Source organism: Oceanobacillus chungangensis (assembly GCF_003369565.1).
GTDB lineage: Bacteria > Bacillota > Bacilli > Bacillales > Amphibacillaceae > Oceanobacillus > Oceanobacillus chungangensis.
Genome location: NZ_PIOD01000025.1, coordinates 363,423 through 385,880, shown reverse-complemented (window position 1 = coordinate 385,880; position 22,458 = coordinate 363,423). Strand labels below are relative to the sequence as shown.

General features: G+C 36.3%; 23 protein-coding genes and 1 riboswitch. Of the genes, 4 read left to right on the top strand and 19 right to left on the bottom strand.

Annotation, left to right across the window (positions count from 1 at the left end):
• Nucleotides 1–47 precede the first annotated feature (47 nt).
• From CWR45_RS18030 to CWR45_RS18005, 6 genes are all read right to left on the bottom strand, one after another.
• Nucleotides 48–476, bottom strand: a complete 429-nt coding sequence (locus CWR45_RS18030) for a TIGR03826 family flagellar region protein (protein WP_115751224.1) — start codon at nucleotides 474–476, stop codon at nucleotides 48–50.
• A gap of 98 nt (nucleotides 477–574) precedes the next feature.
• A complete protein-coding gene (locus CWR45_RS18025) occupies nucleotides 575–1,258 on the bottom strand; it encodes a ComF family protein (RefSeq protein WP_245975455.1) in 684 nt (227 codons plus the stop codon).
• The gene (locus CWR45_RS18020) at nucleotides 1,255–2,676 is read right to left on the bottom strand and encodes an ATP-dependent helicase ComFA (RefSeq protein ID WP_115751223.1); all 1,422 of its coding nucleotides are present in this window, start codon (nucleotides 2,674–2,676) and stop codon (nucleotides 1,255–1,257) included. Before CWR45_RS18020 ends, CWR45_RS18025 begins: the two co-directional genes overlap by 4 nt.
• Before the next feature lie 524 nt (nucleotides 2,677–3,200).
• On the bottom strand, nucleotides 3,201–4,043 hold the full coding sequence (locus CWR45_RS18015) for a DegV family protein (protein ID WP_115751222.1): 843 nt from the start codon (nucleotides 4,041–4,043) through the stop codon (nucleotides 3,201–3,203).
• A 276-nt stretch (nucleotides 4,044–4,319) separates the two neighbouring features.
• A complete protein-coding gene (locus tag CWR45_RS18010) occupies nucleotides 4,320–5,012 on the bottom strand; it encodes a response regulator (RefSeq protein ID WP_115751221.1) in 693 nt (230 codons plus the stop codon).
• Nucleotides 5,013–5,127: 115 nt separating this feature from the next.
• Nucleotides 5,128–6,267, bottom strand: a complete 1,140-nt coding sequence (locus CWR45_RS18005; protein WP_115751220.1) for a sensor histidine kinase — start codon at nucleotides 6,265–6,267, stop codon at nucleotides 5,128–5,130.
• A gap of 656 nt (nucleotides 6,268–6,923) precedes the next feature.
• Here CWR45_RS18005 and CWR45_RS18000 point away from each other — a divergent pair.
• Nucleotides 6,924–7,583, top strand: a complete 660-nt coding sequence (locus CWR45_RS18000; protein ID WP_115751219.1) for a YigZ family protein — start codon at nucleotides 6,924–6,926, stop codon at nucleotides 7,581–7,583.
• Between the two features lie 41 nt (nucleotides 7,584–7,624).
• Here the strand turns inward: CWR45_RS18000 and CWR45_RS19945 are convergent, their stop codons facing one another.
• From CWR45_RS19945 to CWR45_RS17985, 4 genes are all read right to left on the bottom strand, one after another.
• Nucleotides 7,625–7,774 carry a hypothetical protein gene (locus CWR45_RS19945; RefSeq protein WP_170138905.1) on the bottom strand — a complete coding sequence of 50 codons (150 nt, stop codon included), beginning with the start codon at nucleotides 7,772–7,774 and terminating at the stop codon, nucleotides 7,625–7,627.
• Nucleotides 7,775–8,246: 472 nt separating this feature from the next.
• On the bottom strand, nucleotides 8,247–8,732 hold the full coding sequence (locus tag CWR45_RS17995) for a VanZ family protein (RefSeq protein ID WP_115751218.1): 486 nt from the start codon (nucleotides 8,730–8,732) through the stop codon (nucleotides 8,247–8,249).
• A 166-nt stretch (nucleotides 8,733–8,898) separates the two neighbouring features.
• A complete protein-coding gene (locus tag CWR45_RS17990) occupies nucleotides 8,899–9,228 on the bottom strand; it encodes a helix-turn-helix domain-containing protein (RefSeq protein WP_115751217.1) in 330 nt (109 codons plus the stop codon).
• An 80-nt stretch (nucleotides 9,229–9,308) separates the two neighbouring features.
• Nucleotides 9,309–9,437 (bottom strand): anti-repressor SinI family protein, encoded by a 129-nt coding sequence (locus tag CWR45_RS17985; RefSeq protein WP_115751216.1) that lies wholly within the window; start codon nucleotides 9,435–9,437, stop codon nucleotides 9,309–9,311.
• 21 nt (nucleotides 9,438–9,458) lie between these two features.
• Nucleotides 9,459–9,542, bottom strand: a riboswitch (cyclic di-GMP riboswitch).
• Nucleotides 9,543–10,200: 658 nt separating this feature from the next.
• On the opposite strand from CWR45_RS17985, the gene CWR45_RS17980 reads away from it, so the two are divergent.
• Both CWR45_RS17980 and CWR45_RS17975 read left to right on the top strand, forming a co-directional pair.
• Nucleotides 10,201–11,145: an LCP family glycopolymer transferase gene (locus tag CWR45_RS17980; RefSeq protein ID WP_115751215.1), complete on the top strand. Its 945-nt coding sequence runs from the start codon at nucleotides 10,201–10,203 to the stop codon at nucleotides 11,143–11,145.
• Nucleotides 11,146–11,296: 151 nt separating this feature from the next.
• Entirely contained in the window at nucleotides 11,297–13,306 is a 2,010-nt protein-coding gene (locus tag CWR45_RS17975) for a penicillin-binding transpeptidase domain-containing protein (protein ID WP_115751214.1), read from the top strand.
• Between the two features lie 328 nt (nucleotides 13,307–13,634).
• Here the strand turns inward: CWR45_RS17975 and CWR45_RS17970 are convergent, their stop codons facing one another.
• The 8 genes from CWR45_RS17970 to CWR45_RS17935 form a co-directional block, all read right to left on the bottom strand.
• The gene (locus tag CWR45_RS17970) at nucleotides 13,635–14,450 is read right to left on the bottom strand and encodes an energy-coupling factor ABC transporter ATP-binding protein (protein WP_115751213.1); all 816 of its coding nucleotides are present in this window, start codon (nucleotides 14,448–14,450) and stop codon (nucleotides 13,635–13,637) included.
• Nucleotides 14,450–15,292 carry an energy-coupling factor ABC transporter ATP-binding protein gene (locus tag CWR45_RS17965; protein ID WP_115751212.1) on the bottom strand — a complete coding sequence of 281 codons (843 nt, stop codon included), beginning with the start codon at nucleotides 15,290–15,292 and terminating at the stop codon, nucleotides 14,450–14,452. The genes CWR45_RS17970 and CWR45_RS17965 overlap by 1 nt, the downstream gene beginning before the upstream one ends.
• Entirely contained in the window at nucleotides 15,289–16,056 is a 768-nt protein-coding gene (locus CWR45_RS17960; RefSeq protein ID WP_115751211.1) for an energy-coupling factor transporter transmembrane component T family protein, read from the bottom strand. Before CWR45_RS17960 ends, CWR45_RS17965 begins: the two co-directional genes overlap by 4 nt.
• Before the next feature lie 227 nt (nucleotides 16,057–16,283).
• Nucleotides 16,284–16,886 carry an ECF transporter S component gene (locus tag CWR45_RS17955; protein WP_115751210.1) on the bottom strand — a complete coding sequence of 201 codons (603 nt, stop codon included), beginning with the start codon at nucleotides 16,884–16,886 and terminating at the stop codon, nucleotides 16,284–16,286.
• Between the two features lie 294 nt (nucleotides 16,887–17,180).
• Complete coding sequence (locus CWR45_RS17950; protein ID WP_115751209.1) at nucleotides 17,181–17,627, bottom strand: IDEAL domain-containing protein; 447 nt, start codon at nucleotides 17,625–17,627, stop codon at nucleotides 17,181–17,183.
• 139 nt (nucleotides 17,628–17,766) lie between these two features.
• On the bottom strand, nucleotides 17,767–18,807 hold the full coding sequence (locus CWR45_RS17945) for an AAA family ATPase (RefSeq protein WP_115751208.1): 1,041 nt from the start codon (nucleotides 18,805–18,807) through the stop codon (nucleotides 17,767–17,769).
• A gap of 417 nt (nucleotides 18,808–19,224) precedes the next feature.
• Nucleotides 19,225–19,407, bottom strand: coding sequence for a cold-shock protein (locus tag CWR45_RS17940; RefSeq protein WP_115751207.1), 183 nt, complete (start codon nucleotides 19,405–19,407; stop codon nucleotides 19,225–19,227).
• Nucleotides 19,408–19,493: 86 nt separating this feature from the next.
• Entirely contained in the window at nucleotides 19,494–20,378 is an 885-nt protein-coding gene (locus CWR45_RS17935; protein ID WP_115751206.1) for a LysR family transcriptional regulator, read from the bottom strand.
• A gap of 136 nt (nucleotides 20,379–20,514) precedes the next feature.
• Here CWR45_RS17935 and CWR45_RS17930 point away from each other — a divergent pair, with 136 nt between their 5' ends.
• Nucleotides 20,515–21,531: a YeiH family protein gene (locus CWR45_RS17930; protein WP_115751205.1), complete on the top strand. Its 1,017-nt coding sequence runs from the start codon at nucleotides 20,515–20,517 to the stop codon at nucleotides 21,529–21,531.
• A gap of 194 nt (nucleotides 21,532–21,725) precedes the next feature.
• Here CWR45_RS17930 and CWR45_RS17925 read toward each other — a convergent pair whose 3' ends face one another.
• Nucleotides 21,726–22,457, bottom strand: coding sequence for a Cof-type HAD-IIB family hydrolase (locus tag CWR45_RS17925; protein ID WP_115751204.1), 732 nt, complete (start codon nucleotides 22,455–22,457; stop codon nucleotides 21,726–21,728).
• Nucleotide 22,458: the final 1 nt, after the last annotated feature.

The window sequence follows — 22,458 nt, the reverse complement described above, 5'->3', positions numbered from 1 at the left end:
CCTTATTTACTTATTATTATCGGCAAGACTGCCCTAATAATGAAGAATTAATTTCGTTTATGTTTATTAAATGCATAATAGGTATTCGTTGTTTCTTTTTCTTTTATGCGTCTTTCTTCCGAGATTGTTTCTATCTCATCATGGATTGCGAGATCTTTTTTTAGCTCATTCTGACAACTATGACATAGCTTTCCCGTTATAATATCCGTTCCACATCTCTCACATGAATAGGCAAGGTTTGGAAAAAGGGTTGGTAATAACCGTTTTTCTTTCACAAATTTTGATATATATACCTCATCCACATGAGTCGCTTCCACGATTTCTGCCATTGTCGCCGTTCTATTTTTTTGTATTTGTAAAAACTTATATACCGTTTGAAAGGCTGTTTCTTCCTCCTTGTAGCAATTCTGACAGATGTCACGTATCCCTTTAACAAAAACATTACCACAACGTGGGCAATTTGATAATTCTGCCATTGTCATTCCCTCATTTCATTATAATCACGATTGCAAAACTAGTTTTTGCCATTTTTTGGATGGCAGCTTTATTAGATTATTGTTCTTTATATAAATTGTTATCCTCGTATCAACGTAAAGGCATAAACTTTCGGGCAGCCATTGTCCCTTAACAAACTTGCAGCATGTCTTAATGTTGTACCTGTTGTATATATATCATCGACAAGAACGACAGGTTTTTGAAGTTTTTCCTTCATAAAAAATGGATTTTTCGAATCAAGTCGCTCTGCTCTTGTTTTTTTCGATTGCTTTTCACCATGTATCCTAGTTAGGATTTCTTTCGTTTCCATTGGCAAGAATTCTGCTAATCGCTTCGCTTGGTTAAAACCTCTTTCAAGGAGTCTTTCTTCACTTAAAGGGATAGGGATTATGATTGCGTCCTTTTTTAAAAAGGCAAAGGTATCCTTAAATGTCTGCTGAAAGTAAGACTGAAATATATTTCCCAGCACGTAATCACCACGATATTTCCATTTTGTAATAATCGCTTGAATGAAAGGATTATAAGCAAAAATTGAATAATTTAATTCAATCGTCTTTTTAGTTGCATGTTTATTCCACTGAATACAATCAAGACAGAATTCTATTTCCGACCGACGACTACATAGCTTACAACGCTCCCCATCTAATTGGTCCAATTGTTCCACACATTCTCGACATAATGGCTTCGGTTTTTCAGGCATAAACAAATTCATCCATGTAATATCCAATATGATTGTCTTTGCACACCATAAACATTCCATCATGCAAACCCTCCACGTATATTCATCATTTTTATCGACTGAATGGCTTGTATCATCGCCTCCGTTTTCCCATCATGGAAAAAGATTACCTCACCAGTTGGATCATCTGCACTTCTTCCGGCTCTACCAGCAATTTGTACTAAGGCTGCTTCATCAAAAACCTCATGACCTGCATCCAGAATCGCTACATCTACAGATGAAAAAGTGACACCTCTTTCAAGAATCGTTGTTGTAATTAGAACAGTCAGCTCTTTCTGTCTAAATTGGTTCACCTTCTCTTCTCGGTCTGCATCCTCAGCATGTACAAAAAGCAGTTTATCTTTAGCAATAATGATTTGTTCCTTTAGAAAAATAGTCGCCAGCGTTTCCTGTAATTGTTCAGCTAAACGTATGGTGGGGACAAAGATGAGTAATTGTCTTGTAGAATTTTGACGCTTCTTTACCCAGGAAAGAAATGGAACGGGGGCTTGAATATTTTTTAGATCCCTTTTTAATGAAAAGACCATGTTCATTACCGGTATTGGTAAGGGATGACCATGAAACCGGACGGGTACAAAAGTATGAGGAAGCTTCTTTTGATTTATTCGCACCCGATGCTCCTTCCTTGGAGTTGCTGTTAAATAAAGCATTGTACTCTGTGCTGCTCTTGCCCGATTCGCCGCAAATGGTAATGACGGATCTGCATGAAAGGGAAATGCATCAATTTCATCAATGATCAGTAAATCGAATGCATTCTTAAAACGCAATAACTGATGAGTCGTTGCGATGATGAGCTGCGCTGTCGCCTCTTTTTCATCACTCCCTCCATACAATGCTTGTACAGTTACGTTTGCAAATGCTTGTTGAATTCTCGGTCTGAGCTCCCGAACTACATCAGCTCTAGGTGTTGCAATACAAATCCGCTTTCCATGCTTTAGTGCTTCTGTAATTCCCGGAAAAAGCATTTCCGTTTTTCCAGATCCGCACACAGCCCAGCATAAAAGCTCTTTCTCTTGATTATTGATTGCTAATACCATTCGATCTGCTGCTTTTTGTTGGTCAACTGTTAGCTCGCCATCCCAAGAGCTCGGTGCCAAGTGACGTGTCCAATCCGGTCTGGGTCCGTTCCATTCATATAGTGGTTCACATTCAAGTACCCGTCCCATTTCGATGCACTTGCGACAATAAAGATGCCTATTCTTACAGCGATGGCATGGAATCGTTGCAAATAAACTTGGTCTCTGGTTTCCACAACGCATACATTGATAGACAAAATTTCTCTTAGTAATTGACTTCAGTTGGATTAGTAATTTTGCTTTAAGTAGTTTCTGGAAATCTTCATCCTGTAGGGCTATTTCTTTTCGTAAGAGGAGTTTTCCTGAAAATAAAAAGGGGAGTTTATCTAGCTGAGATTTTTCAGGAAGTGGTTGGTTGTCAAACATTTTTTCACTTCCATTCTATTTAGTAGACTCATTTCTAATTGCTTGAATACAAAGTGTGTTTTCAAAAGGTTGCAGCTTATCTAATTAATAGATGATAGAGCTTATTTGATATATACTGCGAACTTTTTAAGGTACTGGGAGCTCACAGGCCAGTCGCTACTGAAATACTCTACGCTTTCCGCGGTCCGTTGTTGAGCCTCCTTGTGAAAAGAGCACTTCATAGTCTCACCGATGCCTTTCCTCCCGCAGGACAAGGAAGGCTTCGGCAGAGCGTTACATCGCAATCAGACAAATGGAACTTTATTTTCGAGGAGTCTTGTGTATTTCCTTCGCTGGACTTGAGCGATTGCTATCGTTTTTCTATCTCTGAAAAAAGAATCGAAGGCAATTCTACTCTGGTGGCTGTTGATTGGAACAGAGGACAGGAAACCTCTGCGGAAATTAACATTGTACCTAGTTCGCAGTTTTTACACTACAAAAAGGAGGCGGGTCTTTACCTCGTTTGCAATGAAGCTATCGGCGTTCTACTTTTGATACCAAACAACACCGAGTGCGCCTTCTCCTAAGTGCGTGCCGATTACCGGACCAAAATAGTTGATTGACGTTTCAGTTGAGGGATATTTTTCTAAAAATGCATCACGTAAATTAATAGCACCTTGCTCATTATTCGCGTGGATAAAAGATACACAAAGTTCGTTACCTTTTGCAGCATCTTCCTCAAGCATGCAAATAATTCGATTTAGGGCTTTTTTTGTTGTGCGAATCTTTTCAAAGGGAACAATTACTTTATCAACAAAATGGAGGATTGGCTTCACTTGTAACAAACTACCTACTAGTGCTTGTGCACCATTTAGTCTGCCACCTCGATGGAGATTACTAAGATTCTCTACCATGAAATAGGCACGCATGCTTTGTTTTATCTCATCCAATCGTGCAAGAATAGCCTCTGGTGTTTTATTTTCGTTCGCCATTTTCACTGCCTCAAGCACGTAAAAACCTAATCCCATACAGCTAAGTTCAGAATCATAAGGATACACCTCGATGCCCTCTACCATGTTTCCCGCACTCGCAACTGCTTGGTAAGTACCACTAATGCCGCTCGAGAGATGCATAGAGATTACAGCATCATAATCTTTGGCAAGTTCCTCAAGCTTCGACGTTATTAACCCAATCGATGGCTGAGAAGTAGTTGGTAATTCTTTCACTTCTTTCATCTTCTGATAAAACTCTTCGGATGTAATGTCAATTTCTTCTTCATAGGATGTACCTTCAAATACTACACTTAATGGAACCATATGAATATTAAGTTCTTCCTTTATTTCTGATGGAAGATAGGCTGTACTATCTGTCATTACAGCAATTTTCATCGAATTTCTTCTCTCCTCTACATAATAACTGCAATATTAAAATATTAATATGAGAATATATTATTTCGTTTATATTTTACATGATAATGTGGAAAAAAGCATTATTATAAAGTGAAACTTGAATTGGTGGAGTCTTCTTTCATTTACACCTAAACTACTTCCCTTCCTCGAATTTACGAGAATGCTTGTATATTTGCAGGATATAGACTAAGAAAGCATAAAAAAATTACCCTAATACCAAATTATGTATCAGGGTAATTGTATCTTAACTACGCTTTATATTACTTCTACCCAGCCTTTTTTAATTGCTGAGACAACTGCTTGCGTACGGTCATTCACATTCATTTTTTGTAGAATATTACTTACATGGTTTTTCACTGTTTTCTCGCTAATATATAAGGTTTCAGCAACAGCACGGTTACTCTTACCATCTGCAAGTAACTGTAGCACTTGGCATTCGCGCTTTGTAAGCAGGTGTAACGGCTTACGATATTCGATACCATGGTCGACATTAGTGATTGCACTCTCTTTAGCAAGACGTCGGTACTCTAGAACAAGATTATGGGTTACTTTCGGATGGAGATAAGAACCACCTTCACTCACAACTTTGATTGCTTCAATCAATGAATCCGAATCCATTTCCTTTAGAAGATAACCCTGTGCACCCGTTTTAAGTGCATGTGTTACATAACTTTCATCATCGTGAATGGATAAAATAATGACTTTTGTATTTGGGAAATATCGAACGAGATCTGCAGTTGCTTGCACACCATTCATATTCGGCATATTTATATCCATTAATACAACATCTGGATTGTTCTCTTTCACTAATTTGGAAGCTTCTGTACCATCTTCCCCTTCCGCAACAACATCAAAGCTTGGTTCAAACTCTAAGATGCGCTTTACCCCTTCACGAAATAATTTATGATCATCAATTAAAACAACACGAATACGTTTTTCTTCATTCATTGTTTTATTCCTCCCTGGCCCATAGCAAAATATATTCTCTAATTTATATACAGTGATGAAGACTATCTTATTATATCAGTTATCTATAAACACTCGATTATTCCTATTATACACATTATACGGCTTTATATGGAACTCTAATTATAATCATCGTTCCTTTTCCGATTACGGAATCAATGGTCAAACTACCATCTAATATTTCTACTCGCTCCTTCATCCCAATTAATCCGAATGAATTGTCATTCTTCACTTTCGGATCGAACCCTTTGCCATTATCTTTAATTAACATTGTCAAATTATTTCTGCGGATTTCCAATCTAACTTGGATGAGTGCTGCTTCTGCATGTTTGATTGCATTTTGAACAGCTTCTTGAACGAGTCGGAAAAAGGCAACTTCATATTTTTGATTTAATCGTGTTTCTTCACCTATGACATTAAAATCGATTTTCATTTTATTGTAATCAGCAATGTTCGCAATATATTTCTTAATTGTTGGTACTAATCCCAGATCATCAAGCGCCATAGGTCTTAAATCGTAAATAATTCTTCTTACTTCATAGAGCGACGAACGAATCATTTTACGGACACTTCTTATTTCTGCTAAAGCTTCTTCCGTATCACCTTGCCTGTAAGACCGCTCCACAAGCTCTGACCGGAGCAGGATATTTGCGAGCATCTGCGCAGGACCATCATGAATTTCTCTAGATATTTTCCGCCGCTCCTCTTCCTGTGCCTCGATAATTTTCAATCCGAATGCTTGCTTTTCCTTTGCATTTTCAATCATTTCATTTACTTGTTTAAAGTCATCTTGTAAATAATTCAATATAACAGAAACTTTACTTGCTAATCCTTCTGCTCTTTCAATTGTCTTCGATAGATTAATGAGTCTTCGTTCTAAATCATCACGTTTTTCTCGTAAAATTTGTTCTTCTTGACGAAGCATCGCTAACTTGGTTTGCATCTTGTGCGTTTTCTCATATACTTCACGAATCTGATCTTCCGTATATCGATCAAAATATTTACTCACTTCTGCTAAACGTTGTCTTGAAAAATAGACTTTCTGCTCGAGATGATCGCCATTTTCAATATGTCTTAGTACTTTTTCTTTCGTTTCTTTTAGCTCTGTCACAAGCTGTTCATGTTCCGTACGAGCTCCTTCACTTATGTAAAATATCTCGTCCTTACTATTTTCAACGACACCAATCATTTCGTCAATCACATGATCTAATGCTTTCTCACTAATTTTAACTGCCATCGTATCCCACCAACCTATGTTATAATTATACGTATATTTTATCTATTTTTATAGGGTCTTTACCTTTTTTCTAGGAAATTTCTACTCTTTTATCAAAAAAACGCGGTTTTCTAATAGATTGGAACTACGGTTCTCGTCCCACCAAAACATCTGGTCTTTTTAGAAAATTGACTTGCACTTTAATTCAAAAAATGTTTTATACTTCATATCGTCGAACGATAGATAATAATGAGTTCACATAAACTGCGAACTATGAGCTACGTTGATTTCCGCTACGAACAAGAGAGTGGAAAATGTCTCTTTATCTTAATAAGAGGTGGTTAAATTATAACAATCCCACAAACTCAGCGGAAGAAACACACGAAGACTCCTCGAAAATAAAGTTCCATTTGTCTGATTGCGATGTAACATTGCCGAAGTCTTCCTTGTCCTGCGGGAAGAGCCTAGGTAAGTCTTTGAAGTGCATCAGCACGGGAAGGCTCACCAAGCTCCCCGCGGTAAGCGTAGTGTATTTCTGGAGCGACTGTCCGTGAGCTCTCTTCAATCCGAGCTATTCCGCAGTTTATATACAGACTGCGCCTATAAAATTGATTATCAAAGTGATCAGATATAACCTTTATCTATTCATCATGTTAGATTTGGAGGAGAAAATCAAGATGTTACCTAATTACTATACAGTAAAAAAAGAAGGTACCGAAGAGCAGATGATTCGAAAATCACGTTTTATTGGCTATGTAAAACGTGTAGAGACGGAAGAAGCAGCAATTAATTTCATACAAGAAATTAAAAAGAAACATCATGACGCGACACATAATTGCTCTGCCTATATAATTGGTGAACATGATCAAATTCAAAAAGCGAATGATGATGGCGAGCCAAGTGGTACTGCCGGTGTACCAATCTTAGAAGTATTAAAAAAGCAGCAACTTAAAGATACTGCCGTTGTTGTAACTAGATATTTCGGGGGAATTAAGCTTGGAGCAGGAGGATTAATACGCGCTTACGGTGGAACGACATCAATCGCAATTAAAACGACAGGAATTGTGAAACGTCAAAAAATGCAAGGTTTCTCTGTAACAGTAGATTACGGACTTTTAGGAAAGCTGGAAAACGTGTTACGTAATTCGCATCATATTCTTGAAGATATTCATTACCTAGAAAATGTGGAATTTATTGTATTCGTTAAAGATAATGAACAGCAAAGCTTTCAAGACTGGATTGTTGATCTTACGAATGATCAAGCAGTTATCTCAGTGACAGAAGCAAAATATATCGAAATAGACGTTGAATCAACGGTTGAAGAGGAATTGGAATAAATGCCCAAAAAACCACATTTCAATTGAAATGTGGTTCCTACTTATGACTGCGTATGACCTCTTAAAACGCTATTTGTTGTAAGTTCTGTAATTAGCTTCTGTATTAGTTCGTCTGTAGATTGAATTTTATCGTTTTCCGTATCATCAATAACTTTCTTTAAAAGTCGCTTATATGCTTCTTGTTCCCCCATGTGGTTCCCGCCTTCATCATAGTTTACGTCAACTGCACATAGCAGATAAACTGAAATCTTCTTATCTGCAAAAGATTATAACACAAATTGATAGATAGTGTTGTCGAATTTCATCAAAATTACTGATTTATTTTATATATTAGTATACTAGTAAAGAAATTCGACATACTTCTCTTTTTATGACGCTTTATTATTTTTCTTTTTTTGGCAACATCGAATATTTAGCTCATTTCGTATATTTAGTTGCTATTTATATACTGCGATCCGATGCAATGCCGATTTCCGCTTTGGAAGAAAGCCGCATCCGATGGTTCTCCAACTATTGCTATTTCCGTTGGAGTTTCCTGTCCTCAGCTTCAATTAACATCGATAGAGTTGTTGCCTTCTCCTCGCCCTAAGGTGCGCGTAGTGATTTCCATAGCGACTGGTCTGTGAGCTCCCATCATCTAAGAAAGTGCGCAGTTTATATCAACTACTTTGTTAATTTTTTTGAATGCAGCGTCATGATAAGTAAGGCTGCAATTGCTGCGCCAATGCTATCAATCACTACATCACCTATATATGGTGTTCTATTTGGTGTAAAACCTTGATGAATTTCATCTAAGATAGCATATGCAACTGTTAAAAGAAATGAAAACAGCATTCTCCTATGGAACGTAATTCCACTTGTTTTTGAGATTGCTAGAAAAATAAAACATAATAAAAGGAAAAACACAGTAACATGTGCACCTTTTCGAATAAAAAATTCAATGAAACCTTCAACACCAAGCACACGAACACTAACAATGCTATTATGATAGGTAAAGCTTATCCAACTGATTATCGGTTCTAAAAAGGAAAGATCAATGAAATTTCCTAAAAAAGGTTTGATATCTTGATTTTCATAAGGTGTGCCGGAAGAATAAAAGATGACACCCATCCAGCTTAAAGGCAATAGCCAGTACCAATATTTTCGCATCTTGCACCTAACTTTTTTAATATTTTTATAGTAAAGCTTCATTATTAATAGTATAGCTTCAATTACAAAAATGTATAGTATGTATGTCATTCATTTTTTAGATTATTACATACTGAAGAAACCGTCCAAACATAAATGTTCAAACGGTTTCCTCTATCATCTTTTATTAGTTGTCATGATTTTTACGCCACTTATTAAATTCCAAGTACTCTTTAAATTGCTCTTTCGTAACTCCAGATTCCATAGCATCTTTAACAATTTTTAACCATTCATCATCCAGGTCTGCCGGATCTGTGGAATTCATATCCTTAATTAAGTCATTTACCGACACACCTAACACACTACTAATCTTCTCGATAAATTGGATCGATGGATTTGATTGAAGGTTTCGTTCAATAGAACTTAAGTATGATTTTGCTACACCTGCACGCTCGGCAAGTTCTGATATAGATAGTTTTTTATCTTGGCGTAATTTTTTGATTTTTTCACCTATCAAATCGTCTCACCCACTCTCATTGCGAATTATACCATAAAATAAGTGGGTAATTCTAAAAATAACATCGGCTAGTTGTAATATCACGGTTTTTCACTGTCATCTTCAAGAAAAAGGCGGATTTCTTCAATGGTTATTCCTAACACTTTTGCTTCTTTAATAAGTGTAATCCATTCATAATCTAACACAATATCATCTATTGTATTCACCACATTCCATCCCCCAATTATCGTTCAGACAATCCAGCCATCCTAGCATTTAGCCTTAGATCTGTGATTTTGCGTCCCATTTTTTCAAATGGTTTGCCTTTAACTGATGAACTCTTATTATCGTAAGCCTATTATACTATAGTTAACAGGTCTAATGACTGACTAGTTTTGTCGCATATTAACTAGTTTTGTAATGTGACGTCATGTCTATAGTCCTGTTATTTTCGATATCATTCATCAAGTTTTATTATTTAAAAACCGCCAACTATTTCCCTGCCTAATCCCTTCTTAGTCTCTCTAGTGAAACTAGATTAATAATTTCTCCCTCCATTCCTGTTTAAATTTATTCAATATTTTATTATTAAGAACACAAAAATTCGTTATAAAGAACCCAACAAGTGTAGTATACTTTATTTTTCTTAAATTAGGAAACCTTAAATACAGTCAAAAAGACTATGTAATAAACTTTTTACTTACTTATTCGTTTATTTTCTTTAATTATCAAATAACTACATTTTTTAAATTATATCTAGAACAATACATTAGCACTTCTTCGATGAAATCTTTCTTATACTCCAGATCATTAACGATAATACTTCCTTACATACAGTGAAATCACTCTAAAATACGACATTTTTATCTTATATCTCACAATATTTGATAGACTATTATTCTCAAATCCGCTATAATTTATCCAGGGTTAGCTAATTTTGTCTATCATTCGTCCTATTTTTTCAGACTTATTAAAACATAGAGGAGAATTCATGTGGTTTCTAGAGCAGAAAATAGAAATAATAAGAAAAAACGCAAATGGCCTTATTGGGTCGGTGGAATCATACTTGCTATTCTATTAATTGGTGTAGGTTTTGCCGTTTACCTTTGGAATGAACTTGGAAATACAATTGAGACAATGCATAGTCCATTATCAAGAGATGATGATCCAGAACGACAAAAGGCAATTCAACAGATTTTCAAAGATACTGAATCAGTAAATGCACTGCTTCTTGGTGTTGATGAGCGCTCTGGTGATAAAGGACGTTCTGATACGATGATTCTATTATCATTAAATCCGAAAACCAACTCGATGACAATGCTGAGTATCCCGCGAGATACGTATGTAAACATTCCGGGTCGTGGCATGGATAAGATTAATCATGCTTATGCATTTGGTGGTACGGAGTTATCTGTTCAAACGGTAGAGGAAGCATTTGATCTCCCTGTCCATGTGTATGCACGAGTTAATATGGAAGGATTCCAACAAGGAATTGATGCTTTAGGTGGAGTTACAGTAAATAATAGTCTCGCATTTTCTCAAGGTGGTTCTACCTTCCCAGAAGGTGAAATTCGGTTAAACGGTGAAGAAGCACTAGATTACATTCGAATGCGTAAAGGTGACGCTCGCGGTGACCTAGGTAGAAATGAACGTCAGAGAAATGTAATTACTGCTGCAATGAAAGAAGGAGCCAATTTCAGCAGCATTACAAAAATAGGTGAGATTCTTAACATTTTAGGTGGTAATGTACAAACAGACCTGGATAAGGAAAAGATACAAACCTTATTTACTGGTTACCGTAACACTGGTAGTAATGTAACAACTTTAGAAATTAACGGTAGTGGTCAAATGATGAATGGCGTATGGTATTATGTAGTGCCAGATTCAGAATTCAACCGAATCCATGATGAAGTAACTGCTCATATGGAAGCAAACTAAATCATAATTATAATTAGACAGTCACACTATTTTCCATAGTGTGACTGTTTCTTTTAGATTACTTTTTAAAATAGCTAGCCTAGCGTATCCAAAATAGTTTATTATTCCAAGAAAATGTTATAATTAACTGGATAAGATTGGGGGTAATTAGATGAAAAAATGGCTCGTTTTATTTATTTTTATGTCAGTCGTTTTAGTTGCATGTTCAGAGGAGAAAGTGACACCTAATGACCGATTCGAGGCATTTGTATCAAATTGGAATGAACTTGAAATAGGAAAATTATATGACTACTTCTCAGCCGATACTAAGGAAGCTTTTCCTGCAGAACAATCAGTAGAACGTCAGCAAAAGATTTACGATGATCTTCAAGTTTCAGAAATTGCAGTGTCCTACGAAGCATTGGAGGAAGAAAGTCTTAAGACAGCTATGGAGGAGGGGACGGCTACATTACCATTTACGGTTGAAATGGAAACCTTCGCAGGACCAATTTCATTTGATTATGAAGCAACCCTTGTCCGTGAAGGGGAAGAAGAAGCAGAAGATTGGTTTGTTCAATGGAATCAAGGGTTTGTTTTTCCAGAGTTAAAAGATGGTGGCGAGATTAATTTTCACACGACGACACCTATTCGTGGAGAAATCCTTGATCGTAATCAAATGCCATTAGCTTTGAATGATGTCGTGTATGAGGTTGGGATTGTTCCTGAAAAACTCGGAAATAATCCAGAGGAAAATAAGGAAAAAATCGCCAAAGCATTAAACATATCTGTTGATTCGATCGATAACGCTTTAAGTGCTGGATGGGTTCAACCAAATTTATTTGTTCCGATTAAAAAAATCTATGATGAAGAACTATTAACTCAATTATGGCAAATAGATGGGATTAGTAGCCAAGAGGTATCTGGTCGTGTCTACCCAGCTGGTAAAGCTGCCGCACATTTAGTTGGTTATATTGGACAAATCACCGCAGAGGAGCTAGAGAAACAAGAGCCTGGCGTTTACAGTGCAAATGATGTAATTGGCAAACGTGGATTGGAACAATTATATGAACAGCGTCTTAAAGGAGAACCAGGTATTCAAGTCACAATATCTAAAGAGAATGAGGAAGACGTCGTTATTGTAGAGAAGCCTGTTAAAAATGGAGAAAATATTTCGGTCACGATCGATATTAATATTCAAGAAAAGATTTATGCAAACTATGGTGAGGATTCAGGGTCTTCTGCAGCGATTAATCCGAAAACAGGGGAAACGTTAGCATTAGTTAGTAGTCCGTCCTTTGACCCAAATGAGATTCTATATGGTACAACTAGCAACATATGGGCAACATTACAAGATGACCCGAAAAATCCATTACTAAATCGTTTCTCTGCAACTTATGCGCCTGGGTCTGTTATTAAACCAGTAACCGCTAGCATCGGCTTGCAAAATGGCATAATTGTACCAGATGAAGGAATTGAAATTAATGGATTAACATGGAGCAATGGATCAGGTTGGGGTGATTATGAAGTACGAAGAGTTTCCACTTCTAATGGACCAGTCGATTTACGTGACTCTCTCGTTCGATCCGATAATATTTATTACGCAATGAAGGCTGTTGAGATGGGAACTGATGCCTTTGTCACAGGGATGGAGCAATTCGGATTCGGCGAAGCGTTACCTTACGAGTATCCGATTACCGCTTCATCTGTATCCTCAACTGGAACCATGGAGGATGAGGTACAGCTCGCAAACTCTAGCTATGGACAGGGACAATTAGAAGTAAGTCCACTTCATATCGCTTCTACCTATACAACATTTTTAAATGGTGGAAATATGATAAAACCAACATTGCTAATGACTGAAAAAACAGGGGAAATATGGCAAGAAGGATTAATTACAGAAGATCAAGCGACAGACATCCAAGAAGCAATGCGAGCAGTTGTTACTGAGCCTAATGGGACAGCACATAAAGCAAATGACGCAGACTTTCCGATAGCTGGAAAAACAGGAACAGCTGAGCTTAAGCTAACGAGTGAACAAGGTGGTGCGGAGAATAGCTGGTTTGTCGCCTACCCTTCTGATTCACAAGATATATTAATTGCAATGATGATCGAAGAAACACAGGAAAAAGGCAGCAGTTATATCGTTGAAAAGATGGCTGATCTTTTAATGGAAATAAAGTGAGTGAACACCATGCATAAAAGCGAAAGTGCCCGTTAGTGCGAGGTACAGAATGCGCCCGCTTTTTGGGATAGTTCGACAAGTCGAATATTTCTTCGTTAGAAAAAAGAAACTCCAAGCAAATAGATTGGTGCAAAAATATTTTAGTCTAAGAAAAATCCGAACTATGATTCAAAATTCTTCAGAAAGAATTTGAATTGGTTCGGATTTTTCTTTATATAGTTAGCTTTTCCAATAATCATTCGCCAGAGTTGAGCGATATTTTGGTTATGTGCGAGCCACTTTTACGTAAAAAGATTACGCTTCTTCTATTGCTAATGCGTTTGCTAGCTTACTGAAGTGTAGCATGCTGTATTTTTAACCAATCGATTAATTCCTTTTCATTTAGAAATACCCGTTCTGCTCCGAGTTCTCTGCCGATTCGTGTCACATTGGGTTGTTCTAAATAAGCTTCTTTTAATAATTCCACTTCAGCAAATATTTCTCTCGGCTCACCATCCAATAGAATCTGCCCATCTTTCATTACAATTGCTCGTTCGAATACATCAGCAGCAAAATCCATGTCATGGATAATCGATAGAACCAACTTTCCTTCTTGGCGTAAACGATTAATTATCGCTTTTATTCTCTCCTTCCCTTGAGAATCTTGACCCATTGTCGGTTCATCAAAAATAACAATTGGCGTATCCATCGCAAGAATTGATGCAATACTAATCATCTTTCGCTCATATAAACTTAAATCATAGGGATTCACTTGTTCCAATCCTCTTAAACCTACCGCTTCAAGTGCTAAATCTGCCTGAATACTTGCCTCTTTCTCAGTAAAGCCAATCATTAATGGACCATATTTAACTTCATCAATTACATTGCTTTTAAATATCTGATCGTTTGGATTTTGAAATACTAAACCAATCTGATTTGCTAGTTTCGCTGCTGTTATCTCCTTCGTATTGGTAGCATTTATTAAAACATCACCTTTTACCGGTTTTAATAATCCTTTAAATAACTTTACTAAAGTTGTCTTTCCTGCTCCATTTTGACCAATTATCGCTGCGGATTTCTCCTTAAAATGGAGATTGATCCCCTTTAATATTTCCTGGTCTGGATAATAACTAAAATGGAGTTCACGCACATTAATTTCTGCCATCATTCATCACCTACATTCCATTGCTGCTTTAGGCCATCCAAGGTTATTGGATAAAACCCTGCTTTATTTTTCAACTTCAAGGCTTTAGCAATTCTGACATAAACAGGTGGAGCAATACCATATTCTAGAATATCATCCCGGGAAAATACTTCCTTAGGGGAACCATAGGCTATCTGCTTTCCTTTATGTAACAGTAAAATCTTTGAGGCATACTCTGCCAGTTTCTCCAATTTATGTTCCGCCATTATGATAGTAATTCCGGATTCTGCGAGTTTTGCTATAACCTGAAAAACTTCGTCAGACCCTTGTGGATCAAGCTGTGAGGTCGGTTCATCCAAGACGATTACATCTGGTTTCATTGCAAGTACACTGGCGATTGCGACTCGTTGCATTTGTCCACCAGATAAATCATAGGGATTTTTATTTTGCAAATGCTCAATATCCATTAAACGTAAACTATTATCTATACGAATACGCATTTCTTCACGTTCTACTCCAGAATTCTCTAATCCAAAGGCGATTTCTTCATATACTGTTGTTTTTGAACCTGTCATTTGTGAGAATGGCTGATCGAAAACGAGTCCTGCTTTGCTAGTCACATCACTAATTTCACTCTGTTTAACATCTATATTATCAATTAAGACATTACCGCCATATGCCCCCTTAAAGAAATGAGGTACAAGCCCTGTTAATGCATAACAGAGTGTTGATTTTCCAGCAGTATTCTCACCGACAATACCAATAAACGCTCCCTTTTCCACTTCAAAGCTTAGATCATCCAGTACCAAACTATCCATATCTGGATAACGATATTTCAGACCCTCTACACGAATTTTGCTCATCCAACAATCCTCCAAACAATTGCAGCAATCAATAAAATTATAAGTCCACACCTGACAAATTTGGGGTAGAAATACGATTTTTCTTCGCTTATAAAAGTCTTCTTCCCTTTTGAACTAAATCCTCTTACTTCTAGGGCAATCGCTCTCTCCTTCGTCATGTTTAATGAACTTAGTACAGCAGGACCAAGTAATGGAAAGAATGCTTTTATTCTTATCATTAGGCTTCCTTCCGTCTCCATCCCCCGTGATCGCTGTGCATCAGTAATCTTTCCTAAAGTTGCACGCATTTGTGGTATAAGCTGAAATACCGAAAGAAATACGTAGCTGATTTTAGGCGACATTCCTTGCTTCATTAAGGATTCCATTAGATCGTCAGGTTTTGTTGTTAAAATAAGCACACCAAATGCAGCAAGCATATTAAACACACGTAATGTAATTAATAATGCAAAGGTAAGTCCCTCTTGATAAAAAACAATCGTTCCAAGCGTCAGCAACGGCATTTCATTCGTTGGATGGGTTAACCCTTGGACGATTATGATTGATAACAATAGCGTAAAACTAATTGCTAATAATGGCACGATCTTTCTTAACACCCGGCCAACCATTAACAATACGATACTTATCAACAAAACGAAGCAGGTAATCGGAATAGACGAAAACAAATATGTAATAAAAATAGACACAAAAGCAAATAACAATTTCGATATTGGATCAATTTGATCGATGTATGATTTCTTATCCGTATATGAATGAATCGGTTCCAAAAAAATGCCTCCTTTCAAACGAATTCGCTGATAAATTCCGTGAGAAACAGGAGTATCCCACGGAATTTTGGCTGAGTTTAACTGAATTAACTGGCTACAAGACCCACAACTCAATAGTTCGAGGAAAATCAAGAATTGTAAGTTGGGTATCAACAGCCAGTAATCCCGATTCGTTCAACTAACATTCTGTGGGGGATAAAGAAAACACCACAGAATAAAGTTTCACTTTATAATTTCTCTATTTCATTATTATTATTAAATAAACGAATTAAGTTTTTTGGTAGGCTTTGATAAATTAAATAGCCAATAACTACGGTAATTACTTTATCTGGAACATCGACAACAACACTGTCACCAAATGAGGCAACCCATTGTGGCATTCCAATACTTTCTAAATATAGGTAAAAGGCATCACCCCAGACATTGCCGGTTGTACCTTCCCAGAACATAATATTTAATGGTGTTGACACAATAGCAGCGAGCAAACCGACAACCAAACCAATTACAATTGCTTTACTTATGGAAGCAATCCACCCTTTATGAGCCATAACCCCTACCCCTAAGCCAATTACAACACTTGTAATCGCATAGACAAACGAAATTGGGCTTAGCGTAAATCCATAAATAATATTATTTATTAGTCCAGTAAATGCACCAATTAATGGTCCTGCTAACATACTAGAAATTACTGTCCCAATAGAATCAAGCCACAATGGCAGCTTTAATGTCTCAATAATAACCTTACCAAGATAATTAATAGCTACCGCAATTGGAATTAATGCAATAACAATAGTTGAAAAATTTAACGACCAAATTCCTTTACTTTTCATGATCCTAACTCCCCCTAAAAGAAACAATTGTGAATTGATTCACATTAAATTAAATATGTAACACTATCTCTCCTAATCATTCCCTTCGCAATATTCATTATATATATAATATCTAAATTTTTATAAATTTACTAGAAAATACTTTAAAAATTAAAATGGAGAAAGCATTCAACCAACTGCTCCCTCCATTTATTATTTATTCAATCTGGATAAAGACACTTTTATCCTGTATGAAACAGCCCTCAGAAACTTGTCTGTCTGTGAAGAGATAGAAATTGATAAACTAAACATATTTTATAATAATTTTACCAATTCATTAAATATCACTTCGTCTCGCTCATCCAATGCTCGGTCAATCATTCGTTTTACATTCGCTTTTTCAAGCTCAGCAATAATTAAAGCGGTTTCATTTTTAAATTCAACCTTGCTGATGCTTACTTCTTGCTTAAAATAATACGATTCAGCAATGGAATCAAGTTGTTTTTGAAAATCAGGGAGTGTCATTAATTTGGTCATGGTGACATAGACAACGTTTTTTTCATTTTGGAAAGCAAACCTTGCATCAATATTTTCTACCTTTTTCGTTTTACGGTTGATTTTTATCTCATTCGCTTCAACAGGTATAAATTGATAAACCTTCTCTTCCATCACAATTGAAAAATACTGATACGCGAGCATAATGCGAACATAATTTTCATCTGCTTTAATGTAATATGGTTTAAGCATTTTTACGGTTACCATCCAATACACCACCCTTTTTATGAAAATTATATATTTTAATTTTCAGTTAATTAATTTTACTTGATAATCACGAAAATATCAAGAGGTAAAATTTATCATTATTAAAAGGTAGATCCTATACTAAAGATCTACCCTTTGACTATTTTATTATTTCCCCATGTATTCTATCCATTATTTGGATAATATCTGTATTTGTAAAAGTAAACTGATTTTCAATTTCCTCTAAATATTTCCCTGCTTCTTTTAAATCTTCAATTCCTTTTTTCATATATGATTTATATAGTTGATTTACCTCTTGAATTTGTGCTGCATATTTTTCATCTGTTCCCGGTGTGACTGTCTCTTCGTACAAATCAAGTATGGTTTCCCCTTCCCTGCTTGGAAAAAATTCATGTGGATCCGTACTATCAAATATACAAAATTCCAATTCGCGAACTAGCACCATATCTAAACTATTCGGGTCAAAGCTACAATGATATACTTCAACATCAAATCCCTTTTGCTGACAAGCTTTAGCAATTTTCTTCATAAGCGTTGATTTTCCTGTTCCTGCTCTTCCTTTAATGTAGTAAACCTTCTTTAATTCACTCGTCAAATGTGGAACCTCATTGACAACGCCATCTGCTGTATTTGTTCCAAACATGCGATGAAACATATTTGCTTGCCGATTCTGTGTCGGCCTATCTTGCAATAGAGTATCGATCAGCTCTTCTGCTAATTGATCTGCACGCTTGAAGTTCATCTCTTTAATGTAAATTTCTTCAAGGTCATCATGAATGTTGAGACCTGTTTTGAAATGATTATGTGCAGCATTTGTTAATGTATAGAATTTTTCTTTTGCTTGATCTATGGATGTATTTGTTGGTGTCGCTACATGTAGCTCTATTGTAACTGAATTTTCTAATTCTGGCGTGGCAACTTCTTCAATAATAAATGCAATAGATTTCCCGCGGATAATTATCCCATCAAGGTATCTTGCTCCTAAAGGGCTCTTTAAAATTTCTAAATTGTTTTCGGTTCCGTAAGTATCGATCAGCTTCCATAATACTGCTGTTTTTACCGTATTTGACTCATGTTTCAGAATGATAACTTGTTTCAAATGCTCTATATTTGATAGTAAATAATTTTTAGTACCTGCTGCCGTATTACCACTAACATAATAATATAGTTTCTTCGACATTGTGACACATCCTTCTAATGGGCTAATTGTATTTTATGATTGCTTTCCTTTATCGGTGAATGGATTCTTACACCACAGATAGTTTACGAATCTATAAATTTGACTATTCATATCTCTTTCCTAATTCATTGTTACATGCTGAAATTTATAATTCTTTATATTTGTTTTCTTATGGATTTACATTGAATCTTAGGGAGGGTCAGCATATAACTTTTACTATTTAGGGAAAGTTATATGAAAGTTTTTTAGCTAGTCCTACAGATGCAACAATTGAAATCTGGAATATTTGGGAGACATTGGGACTTAGTTTCAATTATGTAGTAAAAAAGCATAACAATAAAAAATGTGGTGCCCCAAGTCGGGGCACCACTAGATAATAAAAATATATAGCATGGCTTTTCTTTGGAGATCCTAAATCTATCTCATTTCTGGCAGTACGCGTATTTCATGTTCCATTGATGATTGACATAGTGGACATGATGGCTCTTCATCAAAACTGTATGATTCTCTCATCCAGCCTTGACAATCATCACTTGTACATGACCATACATTTGTTTCCACTTCTGGAACTGGCTCTTTTGGCCCGCGAGAAAATGACATGAAAGCATCCCCTTTCTTACTTCTACTTCTATTATACTCTTCTTTTCTGTACAATGTAAGGGCACTAAGAATACAGAGGATTTCCCTTATTCTACAAGTGAACTTTTTACTAATGATTCAAATGTTTGTAAAGCTTTCGGATGGAACTCATGGTGGTTTTTAATAATTGAAAAATCACGCTGAATCGGTGTTCCCTCTACTTCAAGTTTCTTAATCGTATGTAATTGCAATTCTTTATTTAGCGTTAATTCAGAGAGCAGGCTAATGCCTAGTCCAGATTCAACCCCCTCTTTTATCGTTTGCGTACTCCCTAATATTATGACTCGTTTTGGATGAATATGATTTTTTTTGAAAAAATCTTCTAGTACTTCTCTTGTTCCTGATCCTTGCTCGCGAATAATCCATGTTTGCTGTTCTAATTTTTCATTAGAAATAGTAACCTCACCCTTTAAGGATTGCCGGCCACCTGTAATGATATACATTTTATCCGTCGAAAACTTCTCAGACAAAATCTGTGGATGCACGAATTGTCCCTCAATCAATCCAATATCAATCTCGTGATGGATTAACTTCTTACCGATATCCTCTGTATTCCCAATAAATACGGATGGTATAATTTTTGGAAATTCAACTTGCAAACGAGCGAGTATTTTTGGCAGTAAATACTCGCCAATCGTATAGCTTGCACCAATTTTCAATTGCCCACTAGGATTATTTTTTATATCAGAGACAAGCAGCTTCATTTGATCATAATTCCTAATAATATCTTTGGCATATTGATAAACGATTTTTCCAGCCCTATTTACTTGAACAAATTTATTACTTCTCTCCAATAACCGAACACCGAGCTCCTTTTCTAATGAAGCAATATATTGGCTCACCGCTGGCTGTGACATGTATAAGCTTTTTGCAGCCCGTGAAAAGCTTTTTCGCTCAACCACCTCAATAAAAATCTTTAATTGTTGTTCCATACGATGTACTCCTTAATATTTTCCATGATAAAGATATCTTATCATAACGATAAAAAATATTTATTTTTCTTATCATTTAATAATCCTTATAATTAGGTATTACCTTATTGTAATAGTTTTAGGAAGGAAGACATCTATGAGTAATACAAATGATTTCAACACGATGGGAAGAATAATTTCCGGCATCTTTTTTACATTTATTTTTGCAATTTCAGGGTATTCATTATCTTTAGTTCCTGTCTTTGACCGGATAGGGCCACTAGCAAATGCAATTCTTCTCGCTATTATTTATCGGCAGATTTTTGGTTATCCAGAATTATTCCGTAAGGGCATCGCATTTTCATCAAAATATTTATTACGTTTTGCCATTATTTTATATGGTTTAAAATTAAATATTGAAGTGATTTTTGAAGATGGGATCGGATTACTTGCTAAAGGATTCGTTACAATCGCAGTTGCTATTCTTCTAACATTGTTATTAGCAAAATTATTTAAAGCAGACTCCGAGATTTCATTATTGTTAGGTATTGGTACAGGAGTTTGTGGCGCAGCGGCAATTGCGGCAGCAGCACCAATTATTAAGTCTAAGGACGAAGATACCGCAATTAGCGTTGGTATCATTGCATTGGTTGGAACAATATTCTCCATCATTTACGCATTAATACTGCCCTTTCTACCTATTTCAGATACACAATACGGCGTATGGGCAGGACTTAGTCTCCATGAATTAGCACATGTTGCCCTAGCTGCCGAACCGGCTGGTGAGGAAGCTTTAGCTCTTGCTTTACTAGCAAAGCTTGGTAGAGTGTTATTACTTGTGCCACTTTGTTTAATTTTAATATTTTGGGTTAAAAATCGAAATGTAACAAGAAGTGAAGAGCGTACGAATATTACATTCCCATGGTTTCTACTAGGATTCGTTGCCATGAGTGTATTTGGAAGCTATGTACTAGGCAACCATGTCTCAGTTACCATTGAAGTTATGGATGGAATTAGCTTTATCACTACGTTCATCTTAACGTCAGCGATGGTTGGTCTCGGATTAAATGTTAGTTTAAAGGATGTAAAAGAAAAAGCATTGCGCCCATTACTCGCAATGCTCATTTCTTCAGTTGTAATATCATTATTGATGTACTGGATAGCAGGAGTTTAATAAGGATGTTCTACGACTGATTAGGGACAAGCAAGGAGCGCTGGGATTTTCGATGCGCTCCAACGCTGCAAACATAAGCTCTATTCTCCAAATGAATTGCCCTACTACCCCTCCCAAGCGATATACTAACTGAGTCAAGCAGTCCATATAACCGAATAAAAATAAAAAGCCCCACATAAGTGGGACCACAAATATTATAATACGAATTTTTCTATCGCTTTAGCAACGCCATCATCATTATTTGAATCTGTGATGAAGTTTGCTACCTTTTTTATTGCTTCTTGTGCATTGCCCATTGCAACACCAATTCCAGCCTCTTGGATCATCTTGATATCATTTAGACTATCACCACAAGCCATCACATTATCCATCGTAATGCCAATCTTCTCACATAGAAAATGCAATGCCATTGCTTTGCTCACTCCAGGAGGGTTTACTTCTACGTTTGTTGGCAAGGAGTTAGTCAGTTCTAATCCTTCATAATGTGAAATCTCTTTAATCATTGTATCGAGCTTATCTTGGTCAGTCGATTCACAGCCAAACTTCAGCCACTTATAATCGTAAAAGTTCTCAGGTGCTTCATTACGGAATACTCCTTCTGTAGAGATCATCCACATGTTTACACCAACTTCTAACCCCAAATGATAGAGCTTCTCAATTGTTTTTGTTTCATGTAAATGTTGGTCGAGCAACTCCTTGTCAACATTCCAAATTTCTCCACCGTTTGCGGTGATCAGGTAGGATGTTAATTTCAATTGTTCTGCATAAGGATAGCAAGTTCTAAAGCCACGACCGGTACTTAAGACTACGTGAATATCTTTTGCGAGAGCATTTTTAATAGCCTCTTCCGTACGAGTTGACACCTCATGATTCGTATTTAATAATGTACCATCCATATCCAATGCAATCAGTTTAATATCTGCCATG

Bases quoted from the DNA above. Each gene is read 5' to 3' on its own strand.
- CWR45_RS18030 (WP_115751224.1), bottom strand. From the start codon at position 476: ATGGCAGAATTATCAAATTGCCCACGTTGTGGTAATGTTTTTGTTAAA.
- CWR45_RS18025 (WP_245975455.1), bottom strand. From the start codon at position 1,258: ATGATGGAATGTTTATGGTGTGCAAAGACAATCATATTGGATATTACA.
- CWR45_RS18020 (WP_115751223.1), bottom strand. From the start codon at position 2,676: ATGTTTGACAACCAACCACTTCCTGAAAAATCTCAGCTAGATAAACTC.
- CWR45_RS18015 (WP_115751222.1), bottom strand. From the start codon at position 4,043: ATGAAAATTGCTGTAATGACAGATAGTACAGCCTATCTTCCATCAGAA.
- CWR45_RS18010 (WP_115751221.1), bottom strand. From the start codon at position 5,012: ATGAATGAAGAAAAACGTATTCGTGTTGTTTTAATTGATGATCATAAA.
- CWR45_RS18005 (WP_115751220.1), bottom strand. From the start codon at position 6,267: ATGGCAGTTAAAATTAGTGAGAAAGCATTAGATCATGTGATTGACGAA.
- CWR45_RS18000 (WP_115751219.1), top strand. From the start codon at position 6,924: ATGTTACCTAATTACTATACAGTAAAAAAAGAAGGTACCGAAGAGCAG.
- CWR45_RS19945 (WP_170138905.1), bottom strand. From the start codon at position 7,774: ATGGGGGAACAAGAAGCATATAAGCGACTTTTAAAGAAAGTTATTGAT.
- CWR45_RS17995 (WP_115751218.1), bottom strand. From the start codon at position 8,732: ATGCGAAAATATTGGTACTGGCTATTGCCTTTAAGCTGGATGGGTGTC.
- CWR45_RS17975 (WP_115751214.1), top strand. From the start codon at position 11,297: ATGAAAAAATGGCTCGTTTTATTTATTTTTATGTCAGTCGTTTTAGTT.
- CWR45_RS17970 (WP_115751213.1), bottom strand. From the start codon at position 14,450: ATGGCAGAAATTAATGTGCGTGAACTCCATTTTAGTTATTATCCAGAC.
- CWR45_RS17965 (WP_115751212.1), bottom strand. From the start codon at position 15,292: ATGAGCAAAATTCGTGTAGAGGGTCTGAAATATCGTTATCCAGATATG.
- CWR45_RS17955 (WP_115751210.1), bottom strand. From the start codon at position 16,886: ATGAAAAGTAAAGGAATTTGGTCGTTAAATTTTTCAACTATTGTTATT.
- CWR45_RS17950 (WP_115751209.1), bottom strand. From the start codon at position 17,627: ATGGTAACCGTAAAAATGCTTAAACCATATTACATTAAAGCAGATGAA.
- CWR45_RS17945 (WP_115751208.1), bottom strand. From the start codon at position 18,807: ATGTCGAAGAAACTATATTATTATGTTAGTGGTAATACGGCAGCAGGT.
- CWR45_RS17940 (WP_115751207.1), bottom strand. From the start codon at position 19,407: ATGTCATTTTCTCGCGGGCCAAAAGAGCCAGTTCCAGAAGTGGAAACA.
- CWR45_RS17935 (WP_115751206.1), bottom strand. From the start codon at position 20,378: ATGGAACAACAATTAAAGATTTTTATTGAGGTGGTTGAGCGAAAAAGC.
- CWR45_RS17930 (WP_115751205.1), top strand. From the start codon at position 20,515: ATGAGTAATACAAATGATTTCAACACGATGGGAAGAATAATTTCCGGC.
- CWR45_RS17925 (WP_115751204.1), bottom strand. From the start codon at position 22,457: ATGGCAGATATTAAACTGATTGCATTGGATATGGATGGTACATTATTA.